General features: G+C 65.1%; 22 protein-coding genes. 11 read left to right on the top strand and 11 right to left on the bottom strand.

The genetic code is table 11. From position 1 onward, the window contains the following. Nucleotides 1-251: 251 nt before the first annotated feature. Nucleotides 252-1,736, top strand: a complete 1,485-nt coding sequence (gene ubiD, locus ACYVOC_RS03475; protein ID WP_461160895.1) for a 4-hydroxy-3-polyprenylbenzoate decarboxylase — start codon at nucleotides 252-254, stop codon at nucleotides 1,734-1,736. Nucleotides 1,737-1,740: 4 nt separating this feature from the next. Here ubiD and ACYVOC_RS03470 read toward each other — a convergent pair whose 3' ends face one another. Genes ACYVOC_RS03470 through ACYVOC_RS03430 form a run of 9 tightly spaced genes read right to left on the bottom strand, consistent with a single transcriptional unit; the run spans nucleotide 1,741 to nucleotide 11,419 of the window. Beyond that, the gene (locus ACYVOC_RS03470; protein ID WP_461160894.1) at nucleotides 1,741-3,660 is read right to left on the bottom strand and encodes a 2Fe-2S iron-sulfur cluster-binding protein; all 1,920 of its coding nucleotides are present in this window, start codon (nucleotides 3,658-3,660) and stop codon (nucleotides 1,741-1,743) included. Next, nucleotides 3,657-5,108: a cbb3-type cytochrome c oxidase subunit I gene (locus ACYVOC_RS03465; protein WP_116005660.1), complete on the bottom strand. Its 1,452-nt coding sequence runs from the start codon at nucleotides 5,106-5,108 to the stop codon at nucleotides 3,657-3,659. The genes ACYVOC_RS03470 and ACYVOC_RS03465 overlap by 4 nt, the downstream gene beginning before the upstream one ends. Beyond that, on the bottom strand, nucleotides 5,105-5,608 hold the full coding sequence (locus ACYVOC_RS03460; protein WP_116005659.1) for a hypothetical protein: 504 nt from the start codon (nucleotides 5,606-5,608) through the stop codon (nucleotides 5,105-5,107). Before ACYVOC_RS03460 ends, ACYVOC_RS03465 begins: the two co-directional genes overlap by 4 nt. Beyond that, complete coding sequence (locus tag ACYVOC_RS03455) at nucleotides 5,605-7,191, bottom strand: hydrogenase iron-sulfur subunit (protein ID WP_116005658.1); 1,587 nt, start codon at nucleotides 7,189-7,191, stop codon at nucleotides 5,605-5,607. The genes ACYVOC_RS03460 and ACYVOC_RS03455 overlap by 4 nt, the downstream gene beginning before the upstream one ends. 15 nt (nucleotides 7,192-7,206) lie before the next feature. Next, nucleotides 7,207-8,064 (bottom strand): SCO family protein, encoded by an 858-nt coding sequence (locus ACYVOC_RS03450; protein ID WP_233521196.1) that lies wholly within the window; start codon nucleotides 8,062-8,064, stop codon nucleotides 7,207-7,209. A 20-nt stretch (nucleotides 8,065-8,084) separates the two neighbouring features. Then, nucleotides 8,085-8,984 carry a heme o synthase gene (gene cyoE, locus ACYVOC_RS03445; RefSeq protein WP_116005657.1) on the bottom strand — a complete coding sequence of 300 codons (900 nt, stop codon included), beginning with the start codon at nucleotides 8,982-8,984 and terminating at the stop codon, nucleotides 8,085-8,087. A 15-nt stretch (nucleotides 8,985-8,999) separates the two neighbouring features. Then, nucleotides 9,000-10,697 carry a cbb3-type cytochrome c oxidase subunit I gene (locus ACYVOC_RS03440; protein ID WP_116005656.1) on the bottom strand — a complete coding sequence of 566 codons (1,698 nt, stop codon included), beginning with the start codon at nucleotides 10,695-10,697 and terminating at the stop codon, nucleotides 9,000-9,002. A 13-nt stretch (nucleotides 10,698-10,710) separates the two neighbouring features. Then, nucleotides 10,711-11,250, bottom strand: a complete 540-nt coding sequence (locus ACYVOC_RS03435) for a cupredoxin domain-containing protein (RefSeq protein ID WP_116005655.1) — start codon at nucleotides 11,248-11,250, stop codon at nucleotides 10,711-10,713. Between the two features lie 13 nt (nucleotides 11,251-11,263). Then, nucleotides 11,264-11,419: a hypothetical protein gene (locus ACYVOC_RS03430; protein WP_461160893.1), complete on the bottom strand. Its 156-nt coding sequence runs from the start codon at nucleotides 11,417-11,419 to the stop codon at nucleotides 11,264-11,266. A gap of 250 nt (nucleotides 11,420-11,669) precedes the next feature. Here ACYVOC_RS03430 and ACYVOC_RS03425 point away from each other — a divergent pair, with 250 nt between their 5' ends. Both ACYVOC_RS03425 and ACYVOC_RS03420 read left to right on the top strand, forming a co-directional pair. Then, entirely contained in the window at nucleotides 11,670-12,668 is a 999-nt protein-coding gene (locus ACYVOC_RS03425; protein ID WP_461160892.1) for a COX15/CtaA family protein, read from the top strand. Between the two features lie 30 nt (nucleotides 12,669-12,698). Further along, nucleotides 12,699-13,994: an acyl-CoA dehydrogenase family protein gene (locus ACYVOC_RS03420; protein ID WP_461160891.1), complete on the top strand. Its 1,296-nt coding sequence runs from the start codon at nucleotides 12,699-12,701 to the stop codon at nucleotides 13,992-13,994. A gap of 56 nt (nucleotides 13,995-14,050) precedes the next feature. Here the strand turns inward: ACYVOC_RS03420 and ACYVOC_RS03415 are convergent, their stop codons facing one another. Then, nucleotides 14,051-15,214 carry a GGDEF domain-containing protein gene (locus tag ACYVOC_RS03415; RefSeq protein WP_233521195.1) on the bottom strand — a complete coding sequence of 388 codons (1,164 nt, stop codon included), beginning with the start codon at nucleotides 15,212-15,214 and terminating at the stop codon, nucleotides 14,051-14,053. A 223-nt stretch (nucleotides 15,215-15,437) separates the two neighbouring features. On the opposite strand from ACYVOC_RS03415, the gene ACYVOC_RS03410 reads away from it, so the two are divergent. From ACYVOC_RS03410 to ACYVOC_RS03385, 6 genes are read left to right on the top strand one after another with little or no spacing between them, the layout of a single operon-like run. Next, on the top strand, nucleotides 15,438-16,046 hold the full coding sequence (locus tag ACYVOC_RS03410) for a TetR/AcrR family transcriptional regulator (protein WP_116005652.1): 609 nt from the start codon (nucleotides 15,438-15,440) through the stop codon (nucleotides 16,044-16,046). Continuing rightward, nucleotides 16,043-17,194, top strand: coding sequence for an efflux RND transporter periplasmic adaptor subunit (locus ACYVOC_RS03405; RefSeq protein WP_461160890.1), 1,152 nt, complete (start codon nucleotides 16,043-16,045; stop codon nucleotides 17,192-17,194). The genes ACYVOC_RS03410 and ACYVOC_RS03405 overlap by 4 nt, the downstream gene beginning before the upstream one ends. After that, nucleotides 17,191-18,429, top strand: a complete 1,239-nt coding sequence (locus ACYVOC_RS03400; RefSeq protein ID WP_461160889.1) for an ABC transporter permease — start codon at nucleotides 17,191-17,193, stop codon at nucleotides 18,427-18,429. The genes ACYVOC_RS03405 and ACYVOC_RS03400 overlap by 4 nt, the downstream gene beginning before the upstream one ends. Before the next feature lies 1 nt (nucleotide 18,430). Then, entirely contained in the window at nucleotides 18,431-19,138 is a 708-nt protein-coding gene (locus ACYVOC_RS03395) for an ABC transporter ATP-binding protein (RefSeq protein ID WP_461160888.1), read from the top strand. A gap of 29 nt (nucleotides 19,139-19,167) precedes the next feature. After that, complete coding sequence (locus tag ACYVOC_RS03390) at nucleotides 19,168-19,590, top strand: hypothetical protein (RefSeq protein WP_461160887.1); 423 nt, start codon at nucleotides 19,168-19,170, stop codon at nucleotides 19,588-19,590. Further along, the gene (locus ACYVOC_RS03385; protein ID WP_461160886.1) at nucleotides 19,587-21,068 is read left to right on the top strand and encodes an efflux transporter outer membrane subunit; all 1,482 of its coding nucleotides are present in this window, start codon (nucleotides 19,587-19,589) and stop codon (nucleotides 21,066-21,068) included. Before ACYVOC_RS03390 ends, ACYVOC_RS03385 begins: the two co-directional genes overlap by 4 nt. Here the strand turns inward: ACYVOC_RS03385 and ACYVOC_RS03380 are convergent. Next, on the bottom strand, nucleotides 21,061-21,438 hold the full coding sequence (locus ACYVOC_RS03380; RefSeq protein WP_461160885.1) for an ArsR/SmtB family transcription factor: 378 nt from the start codon (nucleotides 21,436-21,438) through the stop codon (nucleotides 21,061-21,063). The two genes, ACYVOC_RS03385 and ACYVOC_RS03380, sit on opposite strands and share 8 nt — an antisense overlap. Before the next feature lie 120 nt (nucleotides 21,439-21,558). Here ACYVOC_RS03380 and ACYVOC_RS03375 point away from each other — a divergent pair, with 120 nt between their 5' ends. Both ACYVOC_RS03375 and ACYVOC_RS03370 read left to right on the top strand, forming a co-directional pair. Then, entirely contained in the window at nucleotides 21,559-22,596 is a 1,038-nt protein-coding gene (locus tag ACYVOC_RS03375; protein ID WP_461160884.1) for an efflux RND transporter periplasmic adaptor subunit, read from the top strand. Nucleotides 22,597-22,606: 10 nt separating this feature from the next. Beyond that, complete coding sequence (locus tag ACYVOC_RS03370; protein ID WP_461160883.1) at nucleotides 22,607-25,858, top strand: efflux RND transporter permease subunit; 3,252 nt, start codon at nucleotides 22,607-22,609, stop codon at nucleotides 25,856-25,858. Nucleotides 25,859-25,879 lie beyond the last annotated feature (21 nt).

The following is a 25,879-nucleotide window of genomic DNA, read 5'->3' as shown; positions in this document are numbered from 1 at the left end:
GGCAGGCGCCCTCACAGCAGGCCCATTGCGGTATCGGCATGCAAACGTTCAGCCACGATGCTCCCTCACAATCGCCGCAGGGCCTTTCGCACCCCACGCAGCAACCCGACCACACCAGGCAAGAGCAATCCATGGTGACAACGGGGCTCCAGCGCCCGCTTCGGCAGCTTCCCATGAGGTGAATCAAAAAGAATAGCTGGCCGCGCAATCCACACCGACGCAAAAGCCTGATTTCATCTGAGAATCACCCCATGCCAACGCACGACCTCCGCAGCTTCCTCTCCCAGCTCGAACAGACCGGCGAGCTGCGCCGCATTGCCGAGCCTGTCTCACCGCACCTGGAGATGACCGCCCTGTGCGATCGCGTGCTGCGCGCGGGTGGCCCGGCGCTGCTGTTTGAAAACCCCACGGGCCACAGCATGCCGGTGCTGGCCAACCTGTTCGGCACGCCCGAGCGCGTGGCGCGCGCCATGGGAGTGGACAGCATCGCCGGGCTGCGCCCGTTTGGCGAACTGCTGGCGTCGCTCAAGGAACCCGAGGCGCCCAAGGGCTTCAAGGAAATGGTGGGCATGGGCAGCCTGCTCAAAACGCTGTGGAACATGGCACCCAAGGAACGCAGCAGCCCACCGTGCCAGGAGCTGGTGTGGGAAGGCCAGGACGTGGACCTTACGCGCCTGCCCATCCAGCACTGCTGGCCGGGCGACGTGGCGCCGCTGGTTACCTGGGGCCTGGTCATCACGCGCGGGCCGCACAAGGCGCGGCAGAACCTGGGAATTTACCGCCAGCAGGTCCTGGGCCGCAACAAGCTCATCATGCGCTGGCTGGCGCACCGCGGCGGCGCGCTCGATTTTGCCGAGCATTGCCGCCTCCATCCCGGCGAGCCCTACCCGGTGGCCGTCGCCATTGGCGCCGACCCGGCAACCATCCTGGGCGCTGTGACCCCCGTGCCCGACAGCCTGTCCGAATACCAGTTCGCCGGCCTGCTGCGCGGTGCGCGCACCGAGGTGGCGCCCGCGCTGGGCGTGCCACTGTCGGTACCAGCACATGCCGAGATCGTGCTCGAAGGCCACATTGACCCCGATGCCGCGCATGCCAGCGGCTGGCAGCACGCGCTCGAAGGACCTTACGGCGACCATACCGGCTACTACAACGAGCGCGCAGAGTTCCCGGTGTTCACGGTGGACCGCATCACATTGCGCCGCGACGCGCTCTACCACTCGACCTACACCGGCAAGCCGCCCGACGAACCGGCGGTGCTGGGCGTCGCGCTCAACGAGCTGTTCATCCCCCTCTTGCAGCGCCAGTTCCCGGAAATCATCGACTTCTATTTGCCGCCCGAAGGCTGTAGCTACCGCATGGCATTGGTGCGCATCAGGAAGGCATACCCCGGCCACGCGCGCCGCGTGATGATGGGCGTGTGGAGCCACCTGCGCCAGTTCATGTACACCAAGTTCATCGTGGTGGTGGACGAGGACGTGGACGTGCGCGATTGGAAGGAAGTCATCTGGGCCATGACCACGCGCATGGACCCGGCGCGCGACACCATGATGGTGGAGCACACGCCCATCGACTACCTCGACTTCGCCTCGCCCGTGAGTGGCCTGGGCAGCAAGATGGGCCTTGACGCCACGAACAAGTGGCCCGGCGAGACACAGCGCGAATGGGGCCGCACCATCGCCATGGACGCCGATGTGGCAGCGCGCATGGACGCGCTGTACACCTCGCTGGGCTTGTAATCCGCTACTGTGGCGGCACGGCCGGGGCCGCCATCACGAAAGCATCAGAGAAACAGGCGTCCTCACCCAGGCCCTGGGCAATGAAAGCCGGCACAGCGGTCTCCACCATCTTCACGGAGCCACACAGGTAGACCTCGTTGCCGCTGAGGTCAGGAAAGTCGGCCAGCATGGCCTCGTGCACCAGGCCTGTGCGGCCCGTCCAGCCGTCGCCCTCGGCAGGCTCTGAAATGACCGGCACCACGGTAAAGTTGGAGTGATCGCGCGCCCACTGCTCGCACAGCTCCAACAGGTACAGATCCTTGCGCTGGCGCACGCCCCAATACAGGCGCATGGGGCGCTGCACGCCACGCTCGAAGGCATCCTCGACGATGCTCTTGATGGGGGCAAAACCCGTGGCGCCAGCCACGAACAGAATGGGGTGCGGGCTCTCGCGCAGCGTGAAACTGCCCCGCGGGCCTTCGAAGCGCAGCGTGTCGCCCACGCGCATGCCCTCGAACACATGGGTGGTGAAGCGCCCGCCGGGCACCAGACGGATGTGCAGCTCGATCTGGCTGCTGGCGTGGGGCCGGTTGGCAAACGAAAAGGCGCGGCGCTGTCCGTCTTCGAGCAGGATGTCGATGTACTGGCCCGCAACAAAATCCAACGCCTTGCCCTCGGGCAATTGCAGCAGCACGCGCATGACATCGTCGGCGAGGCGCTCCAGGTGAGCAACGGTGGCGGTGTGCACCTCGGCCGCCTTGGCTGCGGCACCGGTGAAGCCCTCAACGTCAATCACAACATCGCCACGCGGCACAGCGCAGCACATCAGCGCCTTGCCCTGGCCCTTTTGCGCATCCGACAGTGCGCTGCGCTGGTAGGGGCGGTGCTCAATATCGCCATGCTCCACGCTGCACAGGCACAGGCCGCAACCGCCGTTGCGGCATTCATAGGGCAAAGCCAGTCCTTCGCGCAGTCCGGCATCGAGTATGGTTTCCCCCTCGCGCACACTGAATTCGGTGCTGGCACCGTCCACACCGTGCACTACCACCTGGTGGCGGATCTGCTCTCCCCGGCGAAAGCGCGGCGGCCACCAGGGCAGCAGCGCCAGCAGCAGCGACCCGCCCACCACCAAAGCCCAGACGCGGCCCAAGGGCCATTCCGTCAGCAAGGGGAAGATGGCCAGGTAAAACCAGTCAAGTTCGACACTCGTCACGGCCCGGGCCAGGTTGCTGATGCCCCCCTGGCTGTGCACGGGCCACACCAGCGACAACACGAGCATGGTCAACAGCAAGCCAATGACGATGGGGCGCGGCGGCGTGGTGCGCGCCTTGGGCACACGCTGCACGTGGATCCACATCACCATCAACACCACCAAGGGCAGACCCAGGTGCATGAACGACAGCAGGGTGAAAAACCGATCGCCCACGGCCGAGGAATAAATGAAGTTGCGCATCAACGTGCCGCCAAAGCTGGGCAGCCAGTCGAGCCACTCGAAGCTGGTGACGGTGACGTATTGCGCCAACTGGTCCCAAGGCAGCATGTAGCCGTTGATCCCCGTGGCGTAGACCATCCAGACCAGCATCACCCCGGTGATCCACGAGAACCAGCGAAAGCCGTGGTACAGGTTGAAAGCGAAGTAACGCAGCATGTGCAGCACCATGGTCAACACCATGGCGTCGGATGCATAGCGGTGCACGCTGCGCATGATGCCGCCGGCGAACCACTGGTTTTCGGTCAGGGCCACCACCGAGGGGTACGCTACGGACAGCCCGGTTTCAAAAAAAATGTACAGGTACAAGCCACTGGCCCCCACCACCCAGAACAGGAAGAAGGTAATGGACCCCAGGTGGTAGAAGGGATTGATGCGGTCGCCAAAGGCGGCGTTGAACAAACCCTCGACGCGCAGAAAAACCCACTGCAACAGGGCCTGGAATCGTTTGATCATCGTGTCATCCCTTTGGAGCCCGCGGCAGCGGACGTATGTCGCATGGCCTGGGCCACCACCACCACGAACAGCAGTCCGCCGATGATGGCAATCAATCCTCCCAGACCCATCAGGCCCATGCCCGCCACTTCGGCTGTGCTGCGCAGCACCTGCTCTGCGCCCGCCACTTTGCGCTGAACGCCATAGCCACCGGACCAGACGAGCCCGATGATGTGCATGAGCTGGCCCGCTCCATACAACCAGGGCTGGTAAGTGGCCAGGCGGCCCTGGGGCGCCTGGTAGCCCAGGGCGGGCAAGGTCTTGTAGACCACACCCATCAGCGCCAGCGTAACGCCCACGATGCAGCCGTGGTAGTGCGCAGGGATGCGCACATTGCTGCCCTGGATAAAGATACCAATCACCCCACCGGCTGCAAACAGCAGCACCGATGCCAGCAGCGCCGCACGCAGCGGGTGCATGGTGTCGTTTGCCAGCCGCGTCGTGGCGATGGCATAGACCACGGCCATGCCCACAGGCACGATGGCGGGCCCGCCCCCTGCGCGCATGGCCCAGGTGAGCAGGTTGCGGTGCTCTACCGAGGTGATGTCATGTGCCAGGTAGGCATAGGGTGTGATGAAAACGCCCACCAAGGCCAGAGCGAACATCAGCACCACCACGCGCGGGCTCAGCGGGACACGCGCGCCACAGGCGCTGGCCAGCCAGAGCCAGCCCACCAGCATGAGCAAGGTCCAGGTGAACTGCAAGGCATGGCCACCACCCCAGAACAGGATCTCGTAATAGGCCTTGCCATGCAGCGCGGTGGGCAGCACAGCATACGACCAGCCAAAGGCCAGCAGGCCCACCGCAGTGGCAATGGCGGCGCTGCTCAGGCCAAAATCCAGCGCGCCACGGCCGTCATATTCAAGACCCAGCCGGGGGGCAGACAGCAAGCTGCGCAACACCAAAAGGGCCGTGCCTGCACCAAACACCACCAGCCCCCCCAGAAACAGCGGCGACTCCAGCACAGGAATGTAGTTCGCCATGATGGGTTCGCCCCGGTTCAGGAAAGGCGCCAGCGTCATGGCCAGCGTGCCGGCCGCAGCCACTCCCAACGCAAGCCAGCCCCAGCGCACACCACGCTGCGTACCGTGGATGCTCCAGAGCATGCCCCCCTGCGCCACAAACCACACCAGCACCGACAGGTCGACGTGCAGCACCAGCGAAACCTGGAAGAAGTTGGCCGCCGGCAACCATTGGTTGACATAGGGCGTGCGCGAGAGCACCAGCAAAATGGAAAACAGGCCCGAGCCCACCAGGGCCAGCAGACCCAGCCAGAGCCAGCCACGCGCCAGCGCACGCCGCGCATCCTGTGGCACCGTCAGTTCATAGTCCAGCCCCGGCATGGCGGCGGGCAGCGGGCGCCCTACGGCGGCATGCACACCCAGTACGTGAGAAGGCAGCGTACTCATAGCAGAACAATCTCCCCTTTGTCCGGATTGAAATCGATCACCATGACCTGCGCCGGTTGCAGCGTGACGATGGAGTCACGCACATAGGGGAAGTCGGTCAACTTCATGTTGTCCTTCATACGCACGGTGATGCGGTGCTCGCCCGCGGGGACATTGAGCCGCTGGTACACCGTCGAAGCCCCGTCGCGGGAAAAGCCCGAAGGCGTGGCCGTATGCGCATAGACCGAAACGCCATCAATTTCAACTTCGATGCGCACCGGCGAGCGCTCGCGCTCGCACTTCATGGGGGCGCGCATGTTCGGCGCCAGCTTGGCCAGTTCCTCGGCAGTGTAGGGACGGCATTCGGCAAGGCGCGCGCCGTGGTGAATGAAGCTGACCTTGATCTGAGCCTCATTCTGTGCAAGGGGGTGGTAGCTAGGCCAGCGCGAGAAGACGCCAACCACCAGGGCAAAACCGCCATAAAGCAGGGCTTGTCCCGTCCAGTTGAGGACTCGATTCATGGGGTTTTCTCCAAAGAGGGGGTGGATGCGCCGTGCGTGCAATGCACGCGCATTTCATTCAGTGCGGTGACAAGCTGGTTTTCATCGCCCGGGTCGGTCCAGACAAAACGCCAGCGGTCTACAGAAACCGAGGCGCGCAGATGCGGTTCACGTTCGCCAGTCAGGCGCTGCTGCGTCCAGCGCTGGCCCAGGCGAAATTCACACCCCCCCTCGCGGCAGCCGTTGACAAGCACACCGTCGGCGCCACCACGCAAGGCATATTCAATGAAAGAGGGGGGCAACATACCCGCGCAGACCATGCCCAGGTGCAGCACATCGGGGGCATCCAGACGGCTGCGCACGCCCTGGTCGCAGCCAAAAACAACCAGCTTGCGCGGCCCCGGCATGGCAGCGAGGCCCTGCAAGAGGCGCTCACGCAAGGCATCGATGGGCCACTGCGGCATGTCGATGCCAGTCAGCAGCACCTCGGTGCTGCGAAACGGCGTAGAGGATGGGCACGACCCCACACAAATGCCGCAGCTGGCACACAGGTCGGCGCGTACCTCGGCCAATTGCATGCCCCGTCGCCCATTGGGGTGAGGCACCATGGTGATGGCCGAATAGGGACAGTCCTCAAAGCAGCGGCTGCAGCCACTGCAATGGTCGGGATTCACCACGGCCACGGGTTCACGGCGCACCGGCGTGAAGGGCAGTAAAAGCAACCCGGCAAAGACCATGGCCAGCAGTGCCCACACCGCTTGCGCCGAAGTGGCTTCCATCAGCGGGTGAATAAACAGCAAAAACCAGTCCAACGACAGCGACACAGGCACCGACATGAGGTCGGCCGACCCCTGGCTGCGCACCGGCAGCGCCAGGGCAAGCAGCAGCAGCATGACCAGCGTGCCCCACGCCAGTGCGCGCGGCGGAAACACCCGGGCCAGGCTGATGCGCTGGATATGAAACCACAAGGCAAACACCATCAACAGCGGCACGCCCAGGTGCACGAAGACAAACAACGTGAACAACCGTGCGTTCAGGCTGACCCCGCCCAGAAAGTTGCGCGCCAGGGGCGATGCCAGGAACGGCAAGGTATCGAGCCATTCCGCCGTGGACACGGCAGAGAACTGGCCCAGCCGATCCCAGTTCAGCCAAAAGCCGCCAATCGCACTGACAAAGGCCAGCGCCACCAGTGGCACACCGGTCAGCCAGGGCACCCGGCGAAAGCCTTTGAAACGGCCCAGCATCCATTCCCGCAGGAGATGGGCAAACATGACGATCACGAACCCATCGGCCGCGTAGCGGTGCACGCCGCGCAGCATGACGCCCAGCATCCAGGGCACCTGGGCCAAGTCATTGATCGAGCGGTAAGCGCCCTCCACCGAGGTATCGAGCACGGCGTAAAGCACCACACCCGTGGCAACCAGCAGCCAGAAAAACAGAAAACCCAGGGCGCCCAAGTGCTTGAGCGGGTTCAGGGCGGCCCCAAACGGTATATCAAAGGCATGCTCCACAAGCCGATAAATAGCCGCACTGCGGGTAACCGGCGAGAGCGTCAGCGAAACAGGGGACCCTTCGGGAGCGAAGGCTGAACCAGGCAAAGACATGAAAGCGGGCGGGCGTCAGGCGCGGCGCGCCTCCTTGCTGCGGGCATTGCGCCGAACCGAGCGCCATTCGTTGAGAAAGAACAACAACATGGCGATCAGAAAAGTGATACCCCCTGCAATCTGGATAGGCAAGGTGTAGTCGACCCGGTACTGGCCCGTTTTGGGGTCGTAGACCGTGCACAGAATACGCACACGGTCCATCAGACTTTCCAACGCCAGGGAGGGCTCTACCGGCGTGCCGTTGAGCAGCAGCTTCAGGGGCTCTCCGATGTCGCCAGGGCGAATGCTTTCCCCATACACCTGCCGCACGATGCGCCCCTGCGCATCGACCAGCGACACCTGCAGCACATGGTCAAAGCCGGCCGGAGTGGCTTCGTAGACAAAACCAAAATCGCGCGCGAGTGGCCCTACGGTGGTCATGGAGGGGCTCAAAAAATCCCAACTGGGCTGGTTGATGCGGTATTGGGCCGCAAACGCCTTGAGTGCCTGTGGCGAATCATCGGGCTGGTTGAATCCAATGCTCACCACATTGAACTGGTTGGGGCCAAAAGTCTTTTGCAAACCCTCCACCGTTTCCTGCAGCGAGCGCGTGGTGGTGGGGCACACCTGAAAGCACCCCGTGTAGATGAAACTCACCAGCAACGGCTTGCCCCGGTAGGAGGAAAGCCGAACCGGCCGCCCTTCACGGTTCAGCAAGACATGCTCACCCACTTCCCGTCCCAGCGCGGCCTGGCTGGTGCGCAAGGCCTGCTCACGGTCCAGTCCCAGATCAGATCCATGGGAGGACGCCTGCACGAAGGTCGGCGCCAGCAGACCCAGTGCGAGGCACAGCACGACCCCAGGCATCCTTGCAAAACGTACTGTGGCGCGCATCAGCATCCGTCCTGCGGGCCCTAGCGCATGAAAGCGTCAATGCACGCCGCCACGAGCAGCACACTGAGCTGGATCAGCGAGGCAAAGAACGAACCCATGGCGGTGGAGCGGCTGGGCTGGCGCACCAGAAGCCACGACTTGTGCACGAAGTGCAGGCCCCCAGCCAGTGCACCCACGGCATACACCGGCCCGGCACCAAACCCCAGGGGCAGCAGCGAAGCCACGAACAAGGCCACCGTGCTGCCCAGGACGATGCGCGCAGCACGCTCGGTGCCCACGACGACCGGCAGCATGGGCACGCCCGCGTCGGCATAGTCGGTCTTGTTGGCAATCGCCAGACTCCAGAAATGCGGCGGCGTCCACAAGAACAGCACCAGAGCCAGCAGCACGGGCAGCGGACCCAGGCCCGGATCGATGGCAGCAGCCCCGGCGAGCACTGCAAAGCTGCCCGCCAGACCACCGATCACAATATTGAGCGCCGTGCGCCGCTTGAGCCACAGGGTGTAGACCACCCCATAGAAAAAGGCACCCAGAAAGACATACAGCGCTGCCGCTGCATTGAGCACCAGCCAGGCTGCCGCCACAGCCCCTGCCAGCAGCACGGCCATGAGGACGAGCCAGGCAGGATGGTGGGGCAGTGCACCCGTGACAAACGCACGCTTGCGCGTGCGCGCCATCAGGCGATCACTCTCGTGCTCGACATACTGGTTGAACGCACCCGCGCTGGCGGATGCGACCAGCACCGACAGCGCCAGCACGAGCACCTGTGCCAGGCCAGGTGCCGGGCCTGGCGAGACCGCCATGCCCACAAGCGCCGTAATCATGATCAGCACACCGATGCGCAGCTTGAACAGCGAGATGACGTCGCGCGTCAACTGCGCTGCACTGCGCCCGGCGGGATGGAGCGTGGTGGTGTGCATGGCGCAGTGTCCCGCTTAGCTCAGGCCCCAGAGCTGGCCCAGGTACTTCCAGTTGATGAAGTAGTACAGCACGAAGGACACAAGGAAGAACATGGCCAGCACGAAGGTGCCAGGGGCCACGAACCCTGCCGAGCCGTAGGTTTGCGCGGCGGCGGTAGGCGCTGCGCGACCCACCGGGGTGAACTTGGGGCTCACGACGCCGGTATCGAGCTTCTTGCCCCACAGAATGGAGCCGACCGTGACATAGATGTAGATGCCGCCGCCCACGATGGCTGCAATACCCCCGATGCCGACCAGGCCCATCATCAGATACGCCGCGCCGGGCCATTCATAGGCCAGGGCTGCGCCGCTGAAGGCCATGTCCCAGTGCCGACGGGACACACCCAGCGTACCGGCGCCCATCATCACGAGGCAGAAGAAGTACATCGAGAAGCCAAAGAGGTACGGCTGGATCTTGGCCAGACCGGGCGAGATCATCTCGCGGCGGAACAGCACCGGAATCAGGAAGTACGTCAGGGCCATGAAGGTCAGCGTGGTACCAATCACCACCGTGGCGTGGAAATGGCCTGGCACGTAGATGGTGTTGTGGATCAGCAGGTTGAGCTGTTCCGTGCCCATCATCACGCCGGAGATGCCGCCCAGGAAACCAAAGCCGACGAGCGATATGAACACACCCGAGAAAGCCGGGTTACCCCACGGTGCCTTGCGCAGCCACTCGAACAGGCCTTTGTTGTAGCCTTTGGCACGCTGCGCGACTTCCATGGCGCCCGGGATGGACAGCGCGTGGATCATCGAAGCGAGCACGGCGAAGTACATGAAGTAGCTGGTGTTCACCACTTTCCACTCGGTGCTGATGCCGGGGTCGGCCAGCAGGTGGTGGGCACTGGCGAGCTGCAGGAACAGGATGTACAGCAGGAAGGCGCCACGGCTCACGCGCTCAGACATGGGCTTGGCACCGAAGGCGATGGCCGCCACGGCGTACCAGATCGAAATGTGCGCTGCCACGTTGATCTGCTGCGACGAGTGGCCAAAGGCCCACCAGATGGTGCGATAGATCAGCGGATCCACTTCATTGACCAGACCAATGGCCATCAGGTAGGTGGGAATCAGGATGATGGCACCCGAAACGATGGTGAACACTGCAATGATGGCGGCCGTAATGGCGCCAAAGGTCACCAGGGGCACCGAGCCTTCGTAGGTTTTTTCGCGTTTGGCGACCACCAGCGTTCCAAAGAACACAAAGCAGGCCACCAGAGCACCCACGGCGAACAGGATGAGCCCCAGGTAAAACCAGGACGATGCCATCATGGGTACGTAGGACGTCATCATCACGCTGGAGCCACCCTGGAACACCGTGAGGTTGTTCATCACTGCGCCGATGAGCATCAGCGCAAAGCCTGCCCAGGCGATCTTGGGTGTGGCAATGCGGCATCGCAACAGCGTGGAAGAGGCGAAGTACAGGACCGCGACCTCGAAGAAGATGATCCAGAAGATCAGCATGTCGATGCCGTGGGCGGTGAGCACCATGTAGAAGGTGTCGGCCGCCAGCCAATGCACGGCAGGCCAACGGGTCAGCACCACGCCAATGGCCAGAAGGCCGCCCACGAGTAGCGCTACGACAGCGGCGACGGCGTTGGCGATCATCAGCTTTTCAGCCTGGGATTCGAATTGCAGGCCCGAACGCGGGCAGGTACGGTAAGTGGTTGCAGTCATGTCCTTGCTCCTGCTACTTCACGTACATGCGGCCCACCATGGTGTGGTGGTTGATACCGCAGAATTCGTTGCAGACAATGGAAAAAGTGCCGGACTCGTTGGGCGTGACCTTGATCACATGCTCATATCCCGGCACCACCTGGATGTTGATATTGGTGGGTTGCAGCGAGAAACCGTGGTTGTAGTCCAACGAGGTCAGGTGCAGCTTGTAGGATTTGTTTTTTTCCAATTCCAGAATCGGCCACCAGTTCCACAGGCGACCAATCAGGTAAATGTCACTGCCCTCAGGCGGGTGCACTACAGGAATGTTCTGGTCGGTTTCCGTACGAACGGTGTATTTGTCCACCATGGCCTGGGTCGAGACGGTGAACTTTTCCGGCGTGGTTTTGTAGGTCTCGGTCGCAAGGTTCTGCTTACCGTAGACGTGCCAGAAAACCATCATGAAAAACATGACCATGCACCAGATGAAGGCGATCACGATCCAGACGGCTTCGAGACGGTCCAGCGGGTGTTTCCACCACAACCGCTCTGAGGGGGGAAGAATGGCGCTCATGTGCGTTGCTCCCTTATTTGGCCACCGGAATGGTCAAAATATCGATAACGCCCCAGAGCGAATATACGATCATGGGAATCATCACACCTAAAAACAGCAATAGGAACGGGTTGTCCAATAGCTGTTGCATAAGCGGAACTTTTTCGTTCTCGTCGTCGTGCTGGCTCATGTCTTCTCCTTGGTAAAGCGGACAGTACCTGACATTTTTTATCGACTACTCCGACTTAAACATGATTTCAATCAATAGTTAAGAGGCCCCGGGTAAGGGTAAACGCTTGGTTTTTGAATATTCGGGTGCTTTTAATCGCAGTTTTCGTGCGCCATCCGGGTTTTCCCGTACTCTGATTTATTTCTTTCCAAATCGGCACCTGATTTCGTTTGGTGCGTTTTTATCTCGCGCTGTTATGGTTTCTCACCACATGACCTCTTCTGATCAGCCCATCACAGCAGCTCCAGCAATTCGACGGCTACGGTTACTGCAGCGCATGGCCTGGGTCTGTGCCGCGCTGGTGCTGGCCATCACCAGCCTGAGTGCGTATATCCGCCTGTCCAAAGCGGGCCTGGGCTGCGAGCCCTGGCCGCAGTGCTACGGGCAATCACTGCGCGCACAGCAGCAGGGCGAACCGCCCCTGCCAGCAGCGGATCCCGCCATCGCCAATGCACGGCTTGCGCACCGGGTCATTGCCTCGACGGCGCTGCTGCTTGTCCTGGTCATGGTGATGGCGGCGCTGGCGTCAAAGCCGGTGTTGTGGTCCCAGGGACGGCTGGCGCTGGGGCTGTTGGTGCTGGCACTGTTCCTGGCCGTGCTCGGGCGCTGGACGGCACAAGCCCGCATGCCTGCGGTCACCCTGGGCAACCTGCTGGGCGGATTTGCCATGTTCGCCTTGAGCGTACAGATGGCGCTGGCCAGCAACACCGTCACCGCACCGGGTGGCACGCCTTCGCGCCTGGCGCGCTGGGCCTGGTGGGGCGCGGCCCTCCTGCTGGTGCAGGTGGCGCTGGGCGGGCTGGTCAGTGCCGGGCAAGCCGGGCTGAGTTGCACCGGCTTGTCCGGCTGTGACCTGAATGCAGGCACCTGGGGCGCCTTCAACCCATGGCAGGAACCTCAGGTCGGTGCCGCATTGCCGCATAACCCGGCAGGAGCCTGGGTGCACCTGCTGCACCGCATGGGTGGACTGGTGGTCGTGGCGGTTCTGTTTCCGCTGGCGGTTGCGGCCTGGCGCAATGGGCTGCGCGCCGTCGCTCTATGGCTTCTGGCAGTGTTGGCACTACAGTGGGCACTGGGCGTGGCTTTGGTGACCCTGGGTCTCCCGCTGGGCGTGGCGCTGGCGCACAACATGGCGGCAGCGGTGTTGCTTGCTGTGCTGTTGAGCATTCCCGTGCTGGTGCGCCAGCACCCGCTGTCGCCTGCGTTGTGACGACGGCGCCGCGGCCGCCCACAATGCCGTATGGACTTTGCCCCATCCCCCCGCGCACAGGATCTGCACCAGCGCCTTGACGCCTTCGTGCGGCGTTACCTGTTGCCACACAACGCAGCATGGCACCGTTCTGTGCAGGACGGAGTCTTCCCTCCCCCCTTCCTCGATGACCTGAAGGCGCTGGCACGCGAAGAAGGGCTATGGAACCTGTTTTTGCCCGGCCTGCGCCCGCAGGACCCGGGCACGCGCCTGTCCAACCTGGACTATGCGCCCCTGGCCGAGTGCATGGGCCGCCTGCCGTGGGCATCAGAGGTTTTCAATTGCAGCGCACCCGACACCGGCAACATGGAATTGCTCCACCGTTTCGCGAGCGATGCGCAGCGGGCCCAATGGCTGCTTCCCCTGCTTCACGGCGAGATCCGCTCGGCGTTTGCGATGAGCGAGCCGGATGTCGCGTCGTCTGACCCCACCAACCTGCAGACGACCGTACGCCGCGAGGGCGACGGCCTGGTGGTAAGCGGCCGCAAATGGTTCATTACCGGTGCGGCGCACCCGCACTGCAGGCTGCTGATTGTGATGTGCCGCAATGCCGAGGAAGACACCGGCGAAGGCAACGGCGCCCACCGTCGCCACAGCATGGTGCTGGTGCCGCTCGACGCGCCGGGCGTGCAGGTGCTGCGCAATATTCCCGTGCTGCACCACCACGCTCCTGAAGGGCATTGCGAGATTCTGCTGCAGAGCGTTCGTGTACCGCAGGAATCATTGCTGGGCGAATGGGGAGCCGGTTTTGCGATGGCGCAGGCGCGCCTGGGGCCCGGGCGTGTGCACCATTGCATGCGCACGATTGGCCAGTGTGAGCTGGCCTTGCAACTGGCCGCCGAGCGCACGCTGGAGCGCCAGATGTTCGGCCGCTATGAATCTGAGTTTTCCAACGTGCAGGACTGGCTGGCCGAGTCGCGCATCGAGATCAACCAGGCGCGCTTGCTGGTGCTGCACACGGCCTGGCTGCTCGACCAGGGTAGCGCGGTGGACGCCGCGGCGACACGCGCCCAGGTCGCAGCCATCAAGGTCGTGGCCGCACGCCTGCAAAGCCGTGTGGTCGACCGTGCCATGCAGGTCTTTGGTGCCATGGGCCTCTCACCCGACACCCCGCTGGCGCAATTCTGGAGCTGGGGCCGGGCACTGCATCTGATGGATGGGCCGGATGAAGTGCATTTGCGCAGCGTGGCGCGGCACGAAATCGCCCAGGCGCGGGCCCGGATGGGTGAAAGCGCCGCATGGTTTACGACGCCAGAGCAGATGCAGGCTGTGCCGCGGATTCGCTGATCAGCTATAATTTTTATAGCTGATGGCGCTTTACCGATAAGCTCTAAAGGCCATTTTTATATATAAGGCCGGTGCCCCACCACGGTTCGCGCTGTTTCCTCGTGTGCTTCGCCGTCGTACACCACCTGGTTGCGCCCTTTTTCCTTGGCGCGGTACAGGGCCTGGTCAGCACGCTCCAGGGTGCGTTCGACGGCTTCTCCCGGCTCGCCCAACGCCAGCCCTGCGGAAACCGTAACGCTGAGCGTGCGAGCGCCTACGGTCACCTCCATCGCCTCCACGCTGGTGCGCACCCGCTCCAGCAGATGGGCAGCGCCACGTGCGTCGGTGTCGTACAGCATCAGTATGAATTCCTCACCGCCCCAACGCGCCAGCACATCGGTACTGCGCAAAACGCCTTGCACACAGGCCACAAACGCTCGTAGCACCTCGTCGCCTGCCGCGTGGCCATGGCGGTCATTGACCAGCTTGAAGTGGTCCAGATCCAGGAGCGCCAGCGCAAGCGGGCGGCGGCCGCGCTCGCAGCGCTGTCGCTCGGCCTCCATCAACTCGGTCATGCGGCGGCGGTTGATCAGGCCCGTGAGTTCGTCATGCGTCGCCAGGTGGCCGATCTGTTCGAGCGCTACGGTCAGGGCGTTCTTTTGCTCCGTCAGGCGACGCCGGATGTGCTGCATGCGGATGGCAATGAAAGTGCTTCCCACGAGCACCAGAAAGACCATCACGGCATAGGCCATCTCCACCCAGGGATTGCCCGCCAGACCCAGCCAGAACACCACGGCAATGGCAGCGCCAAAGCTCAGCAGTGCAAACAGCATATTGATGGTCATCTGCCGGATCGACATTCCGAAGATACCGAACATCAGAATCAGCGACAGAATGACCGGCGTGATGCCCCGCGCCTCGCCCAGGATGACATACCCCACCGCATTCGAAGCCAAGGCATAACGGATCTGAAACTGCGTCAGCGCTGGGTCGGGCAGTCGCAGCGACCAACCACTGCGGATCAACACCAGCACAGCGACCAGTACCGTCACGGTGACCAGTGTCCACCAGCGCACGCCGTCGGGGCGTGCCAGCCCGGCCAGTGCCAGGAAGTTGAGCAAGGCGGCGCAGGCCAACATCAAAAACGACGCTACAGCCGCCATAGACATGCGGATGCGCATGTGTGGATCGCTCCCCAGCACCCCATTGACCCACGCCTTGCAGCGGGCACCCAGACCCATGTTGTTGCCTTTCAACGACCCCCGGGCAGAAACGCCACCCGCACGTCCACGCTCCTCAGCCCATTCTAGGTGGCAGCGGCCTCTTTCTGGATGCGTATAGCCGCACACAAAACCCTAAACCCCCAACCCTGACGAACGCAAGGGCTTCCCAAAATGCTTGCCTATCAACAAACACATCTCTTAAGATAGTAATCAATTACTTACTGCCAAATAAATCTGATCCATGTCCACCCGTGCCAAGCCCCTGCCTGCGGACGAGCGCCGCGCCGCCACCGTGGAGGCGGTCGTGCAACTGGCCGCCACGCAGAACCCCAGCGACATCACCACCAGCGCCATCGCCAGCCACATGCATTTGACGCAAGGCGCGCTGTTCCGGCACTTCCCCTCCAAGGACGCCATCTTGCAAGCCGTGATGGAGTGGGTGGCTGAGCAGTTGCTGGCCCGTGTGGAGCGGGCTGCACAAGATGCCCCCACGCCCCTGGCGGCGCTCGAAGCCATGTTTCTGGCCCACGCCGGTTTCATCGCCGAGCATCCTGGCGTACCGCGCATGATGTTTGGCGAACTCCAGCGCACTGGCGACAGCCTGCCACGGCGCATGGTGCGTACGCTGCTGGGGCGCTACGGCGAGCGCCTGCAGCAATTGTTCGCGCAGGGCAAGGCACAGGGCCAGATCGACCCCGATCTGGACACCGAAGCCGCAGCCACGCTGTTCATCGGCACCATCCAGGGCCTGGTCATGCAATCGATGCTGTCCGGCGACGTAGAACGCATCCGCCGCGATGCGCCGCGTGTGTTTGCCATTTACCAACGCGGTATTCGGAGCGTGCCATGAGCCGACTCCCCCTGCAACGCCGCACCCTGGCCCTATTGGCCGTGGTGGTGCCCCTCGCCGCTCTGTTTATTTATGTTGTGCTGCGCTCAGGCCCACTCGCCCCGGTGGCCGTCACTGTGGCCACGGCCCGGCAGCGCGCCATCACGCCTGCCCTGTTCGGCATTGGCACGGTGGAAGCGCGCACTACCTACCACGTGGGTCCCACAGTAGCCGGGCGCGTGCTGCGCCTATCGACGGAAGTGGGCGAGCGCGTTACGGCAGGCCAGGTGCTGGGCGAAATGGATGCGGTGGATTTTGACGAACGCCTGCGCGCCCAGGCCGCCGCCGTACAACGCGCCCAGGCCAGCCTGAAGGACGCACAGGCCCGCCAGCAGCAGGCACAGACCCAGGCCACGCGCTACGCCGAGTTGCTGGCCGTGCGTGCCACCAGCGAAGAGACCGCCACCGCGCGCCAGCAAGACTTGGCCAGCGCCAACGCCGCTCTGGCAGGTAGCCAGGCCGAGGTGGCGCGCCTGCGCGCCGAGCTGGAAGCCTTGCGCACGCAGCGTGGCCAACTGCGCCTGCGCGCCCCGGCGGACGCCCTGGTCACCGCCCGCCTGGCCGAACCCGGCAGCACCGTGGTGCCCGGGCAGGCCGTCGTGGATTTGGTAGACCCGGCCAGCCTGTGGGTCAACGTGCGCTTTGACCAAACCAGTTCTGCGGGCCTGCGCGCCGGCCTGCCCGCCCAGGTGCTGCTGCGCTCGGACACTGGTACGCCGCTGGCCGCCCGTGTGCTGCGCGTCGAGCCTCTGGCCGATGCGGTGACCGAAGAGACGCTGGCCAAGGTGGTACTGGCCACCCTGCCCACGCCCTTGCCACCGCTGGGCACGCTGGCGGAAGTGACCATCACCCTGCCGGAACTGGCCGCCGCGCCCACCATTCCCAACGCCGCCCTGCGGCGCGTGGGCGGCAAGATGGGCGTATGGGAACTGGGCGCGGACGGCCTGCGCTTTGCCCCCCTGGTGCTGGGCCAGGCTGATCTGGACGGCCAGGTGCAGGTGCAGAGCGGTTTGAAGGAAGGCGCGCGCATCGTTGTCTACAGCGAGAAAGAACTGAGCGCCCGCAGCAACACCCACGTGGTGGACCGCATCACCAAGGGGGCGCCGTGATCAGCCTGGCGGGCCGCGACATCCTCCATGCCTGGGGCAAGTTTGTCTTCACCGGCATTGGCCTGGGGCTGCTGATCGGCGTCACGCTCACCATGGCCGGGGTGTACCGCGGCATGGTGGACGACGGGCGCGCGCTGCTGGACAACAGCGGCGCCGACATCTGGGTGGTGCAGCAGGGTACGCTGGGGCCGTATGCCGAGCCATCGAGCCTGAACGACAGCACCTGGCGCAGCCTGCGGGCGCTGCCCGGCGTGCAGGACGCCGCCAACGTCACCTACCTCACCATGCAGGTGCAGCGCCTAGCGGGCAACACTGGCGCTGCGGGCGCCGCCGGAGCCGTCAGCGATGTGCGCGCCATGGTCGTCGGCATCGCACCGGGCGGCAGCGGCACACCCGGCTGGCCGCCCTACCTGGTGGCGGGGAGACAAATTACGCGCAGCCACTACGAGGCCGTGGCAGACATCGCCAGCGGCCTGGCGCTGGGCGAGCGCATCCAGATCCGGCGCAATAGCTACACCGTGGTCGGGCTCACGCGGCGCATGGTGTCTTCGGGGGGCGACCCGATGGTGTTCATTCCGCTCAAGGATGCGCAGGCCGCGCAATTTCTGCGCGACAACGACGCTCTTTGGCAAAGCCGCCACCGCACCGCCGCCAACCCCGTATTCAACCGCCCCGGAGTACCCGGCCTGCTCGACGCAGTGATTGCCTCGCAAAGCAGCAACCCTTCGGTCAACGCCGTGCTGGTGCGGGTACGGGCCGGGCACGATGCGCAAGAGGTGGCGGATTCCATTCACCGCTGGCAGCGCCTCACAGCCACCACGCGCGCGCAGATGGACGGCATCCTGGTCGGCAAACTCATTGCCACCTCGGCCAAGCAGATCGGTATGTTCCTGGCCATTCTGGCGCTGGTCAGCGCGGCCATCGTGGCCTTCATCATCTACACGCTCACCCTGGGCAAGATCCGCGAGATCGCGGTGCTCAAACTCATCGGCACCAAGAACCGCACCATCGTCGGCATGATCGTGCAGCAGGCGCTGGGCCTGGGGTTGATCGGCTTCGTGGTGGGCAAGATCTCTGCCACGCTGATGGCGCCCGCCTTCCCCAAATACGTGCTGCTGGTGCCGCAGGACACCGCCGCCGGGCTGGCGGCCATTCTGGCCATCTGCGTGCTGGCCAGCGGCGTCGCCATCCGCGCCGCGCTGCGCGTCGATCCCGCCGAAGCGGTGGGAGGCTGACATGGCAGGTCGAGGGATTCTCATCGAAGGCGTGCGCAAGCGCTACGGGCAGGGCGATACCGCCGTGGACGCGCTCAAGGACGTCAACATGGTCGTCGCGCCGGGCGAGGTCGTCGGGCTGATCGGGCCATCCGGCTCGGGCAAAAGCACGCTGCTCAAATGCCTGGGCGCGGTGATCGAACCCAGCGCCGGGCGCATGACGCTGGGCGATGAAGTCATCTACGACAACGGCTGGAAGATTCGCGACCTGCGCGCGCTGCGGCGCGACCGCATCGGCTTCGTGTTCCAGGCGCCCTACCTGATTCCGTTTCTGGACGTGACCGACAACGTCGCCCTGCTGCCCATGCTGGCCGGGGTGCCGAACGGCGAGGCGCGCCAGCGGGCACGTGACCTCCTGGATGCGCTGGACGTGGGCCACCGCGCCCGCGCCATGCCCGCGCAGCTGTCGGGCGGCGAACAGCAGCGCGTGGCCATTGCACGCGGCCTCGTCAACCGCCCGCCCGTGGTGCTGGCCGACGAGCCCACGGCGCCGCTCGACAGCGAACGCGCCATGGCGGTGATCCGCATCCTCAACGACATGGCGCAGCGGTTCGAGACCGCCGTGATCGTAGTCACGCACGACGAGAAGATCATTCCGACCTTCAAGCGGATTTACCACATCCGCGACGGCGTGACGCACGAGGAAGCGGGCGAAGGACGCGCACCATGAATTTGCAACATCTCCCGGAGGCCACCCCTATGAATGCCCTTCTGCAACGCAATCCCTGGCTGCGCGGTGCCAGCGTGTTCGCTGTGCTCTTTGGCCTGCTGACCCTCAAGGAGGGCGGTACCGTGCTGTTCGGCGGCGAAGCCGCACGCACCGCTGCCGGGGCCTATGTGCCGTTTGTGCTCTGGTTCAACTTTCTGGCCGGTTTTGCCTACGTGGCCGCAGGCCTTGCGCTGTGGCGGCGCCTGGGCTGGGCAGCGTGGCTGGCGCTCTGCATTGGCCTGGCCAGCGCCCTGGTGTTTGCGGTTTTCGGAATCCATGTGCTGACGGGCGGCGCCTTTGAGGTGCGCACCGTCGCCGCCATGGCACTGCGCACCGCGGTGTGGCTGGGCATCGGCGCCCTGGCTTTGCGCCTGCGGCCCGGCCGATCTGTCCGGCGGGAGGCCACGCCATGAAGACCCCTTTGCTGCACCGGCTGCCCGGCGGGCACCCTGCCTGGGCCCTGTTGCTGACTGCCCTGCTCACAGGCTGCGCGGCAGGCCCGGATTACCAAGCCCCTGGGCCCCTGGCAGACAACGCACTGCCGCACCCGGCCCCAGCCGTACAGAACAGCGCCAGCGAAACCGCTTTTGGCGCAGCGCAGACATGGCGCGCCGACATGGACCTGGAGGCGCCCTGGTGGCAGCAGCTCGGCGCCCCCGGCCTGGACGCGCTGATCGCCGAGGCCCTGAAGGCCAGCCCGACGCTGGCAGCGGCGCAGGCCCAACTGCGACAGGCGCAGGAGCTGCAAGGTGCGCAGGAGCGCGCCACGCAGCTACCGCGCGTTGACCTTGGTGTGGGCAGTGGGCGCCAGCACATTTCGCCCAGCGCGCAGGGACTGCCGGGCGACGGGCGCACCTTCAGTCTGCACAGCGCCAGCGTGGGCGTGCAGTACCAGCTCGATCTGTCGGGCGGCAACCGGCGGGCCCTGGAAGCCCTCGCGGCACGCACCGACTACCGTCGCTACCAGCTCGCCGGAGCCCGTCTGGACCTGGCTGCACGCCTGGCCAGCACCGCCATCACCCAGGCCCGTATCGCTGCCCAGGCCGAAGCACTGGAGGCGATTGCACGCAACCAGGAGGCGCAAAGCGCCCTCGCCCGTGAGCGCGTGCGTCTGGGCCAAGCCATGCCTGCTGATGAGCAAGCCTTTCAGGCCGCGCTGGAGCAAACCCGCGCGTCCATTCTGCAATTGCGCAAACAGGCAGTGCAAAGCGGCCACCTGCTGGCCGTGCTGGCCGGGCGCACGCCCGGCTCAGTACCGCTGCCCGCCTTCACCCTGCACGATTTCACACTGCCCGCTGCGCTGCCGCAGGTGCTGCCCTCTGAACTGGTGCGCCAGCGTCCTGACATCCAGGCTGCCGAAGCGCTGGTGCAGGCGGCCAGCGCAGACCACGGCGTGGCCGTGGCGCGCATGTACCCACAGCTTCGCCTCAGCGCCAGCCTGGGCAGCCAGGCGCTGACCGCGGGCGCCCTGTTTGGCGGCGGCTCCGCCGTGTGGGGCCTGATTGCCCAACTCACCCAGCCCCTGTTCGACCCGGCCCTGCCGGCGCAGCAGCGCGCCGCGCTGGCAGGCCTGGACGCCGCTGCCGCCCAGTACCAGGGCGTGGTGCTGGACGCGCTGCGCAACGTGGCCGATGCCCTGCGCGCCACCGAGGCCGATGCGCAAGTGCTCGCCACGCTGGAGCGCGCCGATGCCGCCGCGCAAGCCAGCCTGCAGGCCACGCAGCAACAACTGGCGCTGGGCGCCGCCAGCCACCTGCAATGGCTGGTGGCCCAGCAACAGGCCCTGCAACTGCGCAGCAGCCTGGTGGCCGCGCAGGCGCAGCGCCTGGCCGACAGCGCGGCGCTGTTCCAGGCCGTGGGAGCGGGCGGGCGCTTCGCTATGTCTATGTAATGGCCGACGGGGGGAAACTGCGCTCGCTGCTCAAGCGCTCGAAATGGCGGCTGATATGGCCGCAGACGCCGTCGCACAGCACATCCACCGACGGGTCGGCGCGCCGGTACCAGGCGCTGTGACCGCGCATCTCGCGCTGCACCAGGCCATGGCGCGTAAGCAAGGCCAGGTGGCGCGAAACATTGGCCATGCTGCAACCGCACAGCACGGCCAGCGCCCCCACTGTGTGCTCGCCTTCGCCCAGCCACTGCAACAGCTGCAGCCGCGTGGGTTCACCGAGCACCCGGAAGTACGCAGCCACCGTCTCCAGCGCCGCATCGGGCAGCTGGCCCATGCGGTCACCACTGGCAGGCGCAGCAATGGATTTCATGGCATTTAAAAACGGTCAAAAATCAACTTGTTGACTATTTAGTTAGTTGCGCAAATAATAGTCCAACACTTCCTGATTGACCAGACCCGCCTTGTAAAGCGGGGCGTGCGAAAGAGAACCATGCAGAAAATCCACCCCCTCATGAAGGCATTGGCTGTAGTGCTGGCACTGGCCGGCACGGCCAATGCAGCCGATGTGCAGACCGCTCCGGCGCAGGCGGCGGCCCTGCAGGGCCGCACCGGCTTTGACGGCGTGGTCGAGGCCGTGCGCCAGACGGTGGTGGCCGCGCAGATGCCCGGCGCCGTGGTGGAACTGAACGTCAAGGCGGGCGACACCGTCAAGGCGGGGCAATTGCTGCTGCGCATTGACGCCCGCGCCGCCGACCAAAGCGCCGCCGCCGTTGATGCCCAAGTGCAGGCGGCCCGTGCTTCGCTGGACGTGGCCACGCGGGAGTACGAACGGCAAAAGCAGCTGTTCCAGAAGAAATACATCAGCCAGTCGGCACTCGACCAGGCCGAATCCGGCTACAAGGCCGCCCGCGCCCAGGTGGCGGCCCAGGCGGCACAGGCCGGCGCGGCGCGCACCGGGGCGGCGCTCAACATCGTGCGTGCGCCCTATGCCGGCGTCGTGGCCGAAGTGCCCGTACAACTGGGCGACATGGCCATGCCGGGCCGCACCCTGCTCTCGCTCTACGACCCCAGCAGCCTGCGCGTGACGGCCGCCGTGCCGCAGTCGCTGGCACCGCGCGTGCAAGCAGACGCCGTGCGCGTGGAACTGCCCGGCCTGCCCGCCGCGCAACAGTGGCCCCAGGCCGCACGCGTGCAGGTGTTGCCCACCATCGACGCCGCCACGCACACCGTGCAGGTGCGTGCCGAGCTGCCCGGTACCGTGCAAGGTGTGGTGCCCGGCATGTTTGCCCGCTTGTGGCTGCCAGCCGCTGGCGGCAGCGAGCAGGCCAAAAGCGTGACGGTGCCGGTGTCCGCCATCGTGCGGCGCGCCGAGATGACCGGCCTGTATGTGCAGGACGCCCATGGCAAACCGCTGCTGCGCCAGGTGCGCCTGGGCCGGGTCGATGGCGACCGTGTGGAAGTGCTGACGGGCGTGGCGCCCGGCGAAGCGGTGGTGCTCGACCCGCAGTCCGCCACCCGCGCACGCTGAAAGGCCCGACATGCAAGAGCAGAAACACAAGAGCATGGGCATTTCGGGGCGCATTGCGGCGTTCTTCCAGAGCGCGCAAATCACGCCGCTGCTGGCGCTGCTGGCGCTGCTGCTGGGCGCTTTCGCCGTGATGGTGACGCCGCGCGAAGAAGAACCGCAGATCAACGTCACCATGGCCAACGTGCTGATTCCGTTCCCTGGCGCCAGCGTGCGCGACGTGGAGCAAATGGTCGCCATTCCCGCCGAGCAGGTGCTCTCGCAAATCACCGGCGCCGAGCATGTGATGTCGCTCTCGCACCCCGGCATGGCCATTCTCACGGTGCAGTTCAAGGTGGGTGTGCCGCGCACCGAGGCACTGGTGCGCCTGTACGACACCGTCAACTCCAACGCCGACTGGCTGCCCCAGGGCCTGGGCGTAATGGCCCCCATCATCAAGCCCAAGGGCATTGACGATGTGCCCATCGTTTCACTCACGCTGTTCAGCGACCAGCCGGACACCGGCGCCTTTGACCTCGAGCGCGTGGCGCACAGCGTGGAAGCCGATTTGAAGCGCGTGCCCGGCACGCGCGAAGTCACCACCATCGGCGGCCCCGGCCGCGCCGTGATGGTGGAACTGGACCCCGCCCGCATGGCGGGGATGGGCGTCACCGTGGCCGACCTGCGCATGGCGCTGCAATCGGCCAACCTGGGCCTGCCCGTGGGCGAATTGCTGGGCGGCAACCGCTCCGTGGCCATCGAGTCCGGCCCCTTCCTGCAGGGTGCCGATGACGTGGCCGACCTGGTGGTCGGCGTGCGCAGTGGCAAGCCCGTGTTCCTGCGCGAAGTGGCCCAGGTGCGCGATGGCGCGCCGCCGCCCAGCCGCTATGTGTGGCATGGCACGGCGGGCGAGAAGGCGGCAGAGTACCCGGCCGTCACCATCGCCATCACCAAGAAGCCCGGCGAGAACGCCATCGACGTGGCCAATGCCGTGATGACACGGGTCGAAGCGCTAAAGAACACCGTGATTCCCGCTGCGGTGCAGGCGGCCGAAACGCGCAACTACGGCGCCACCGCCAACGACAAAGCGCAAAAGCTGATCCAAAAGCTGCTGTTCGCCACCACGTCGGTCGTGGCGCTGGTGTTCATCGCCCTGGGGCGGCGCGAGGCGGCCATCGTCGGCACGGCCGTGGTGCTTACGCTGACCGCCACGCTGTTTGCGTCCTGGGCCTGGGGCTTCACGCTCAACCGGGTGTCGCTGTTTGCGCTCATCTTCTCCATCGGCATCCTGGTGGACGACGCCATCGTGGTGGTCGAGAACATCCACCGCCACCAGAAGTTAGAGCCTGGCAAGACGCTGGCGCAGATCATTCCCGGCGCGGTGGACGAAGTGGGTGGCCCGACCATCCTCGCCACCTTCACCGTGATTGCCGCGTTGCTGCCCATGGCGTTTGTCTCGGGGCTGATGGGCCCGTACATGAGCCCCATCCCGATCAACGCCAGCATGGGTATGCTGCTGTCGCTGGCGATTGCCTTTGTCGTCACGCCCTGGCTGGCGCGCCTGTGGATGAAGGCGCACCACGGCGAAGCCGAGCAAGGCCACGCCCAGCCCTCGGGCATGGCGCGGCACATCACGCCGCTGTTCACGCGCATCTTCACTCCGCTGCTCGACGACCGACGCGGCGGGCGCAACCGCGGTTTTCTGGGCCTGGGCGTGGCGCTGCTGATCGCCATCTCTGTGGCACTGCCTGCCACCGGTCTGGTGCTGCTCAAGATGCTGCCCTTTGACAACAAGTCCGAATTCCAGGTGGTCGTGGACATGCCCGCGGGCACGCCGGTCGAGCGCACCGCCGCGCTGATGCACGAGCTGGGCGCGTACCTTGCAACAGTGCCCGAAGTGACCGATTACCAGGCCTACGCAGGCACGGCGGCACCGATCAACTTCAACGGCCTGGTGCGCCAGTACTACCTGCGCACCGGGGGCGCGGTGGGTGATATCCAGGTCAACCTGGTGGACAAGCACGCACGCACCGACCAGAGCCACGCCATTGCCACGCGCGTGCGCCCGCCGCTGCAGACAATAGCCAAACGCTTTGGCGGCAACGTGAAGGTGGTGGAAGTGCCGCCCGGCCCGCCCGTGCTCTCGCCCATCGTGGCCGAAATCTATGGCCCCGACGCGCAGGGCCGCCGCCAGGTGGCCAAGGCGGTGCGCAGCGTGTTCGACAAGGCCGAAGGCCTGGTGGACGTGGACGACAGCAGCATTGCCGACGCCCCGCGCACCCTGCTGCTGGTCGACCGCCGCAAGGCCGCCATGCTGGGCGTGCCGCAGCAGGCCATCGTGACCACACTGCGCGCCGGGCTGGCCGGCGAAGCAACGGCCTATGTGCACGACCAAAGCAAATACCCTGCCGCTGCCACGCTGCAGCTGCCGCCGCAGGATCAGGGCAACCTGGCTGCGCTGCTGCAGCTCACGGTGCGTTCGGCCAGCGGTGCGCTGGTGCCGATCCGCGAACTGGTCACCGTGAGCGACACGCTGCGTGAGCAGCCGATTCACCACAAGGATTTGCTGCCGGTGAACTACGTCGTGGCCGACATGGCGGGCAAGGTGGACAGCCCGCTCTACGGCATGTTTGCCATGCGCGGCGACATCGCCCAGTTGCCCATGCCCGACGGTGGCACGCTGGAGGAATACTTCATCCACCAGCCGCAGGACGCCTGGCGCGGCTACGCCCTCAAGTGGGACGGCGAGTGGCAGATCACCTACGAGACCTTCCGCGACATGGGCGCCGCCTATGCCGTGGGCCTGGTCCTGATCTACCTGCTGGTGGTGGCGCAGTTTGGCAGCTACCTCACGCCGCTGATCATCATGGCGCCCATCCCGCTGACCATCATCGGTGTGATGCCCGGCCACGCGCTGCTGGGCGCGCAGTACACCGCCACCAGCATGATCGGCATGATCGCGCTGGCCGGCATCATCGTGCGCAACTCCATCTTGCTGGTGGACTTTATCAACCTGCAGGTGCGAAGCGGCATGGACTTCAAGCAGGCCATCGTCAACGCGGCCATCACACGCGCGCAGCCCATCGTGCTGACCGGGCTGGCCGCCATGCTGGGCGCCTTCTTCATCCTGGACGACCCGATCTTCAACGGGCTGGCGATCTCGCTGATCTTTGGCATCGCCGTCTCCACCGTGCTCACGCTGGTGGTGATTCCCACCCTGTACTACGCGGCCTACCGCAAGCGCCTGGGCGCGCTGGCACGGGATGAAGAACTATCAACTTCATAGCTATTAGCGCTTACTCCATAA

The organism is Simplicispira piscis (genome assembly GCF_054783455.1).
Note: the sequence above shows the minus strand (reverse complement) of the source record. Positions and strands in the feature narration are given on the sequence as shown.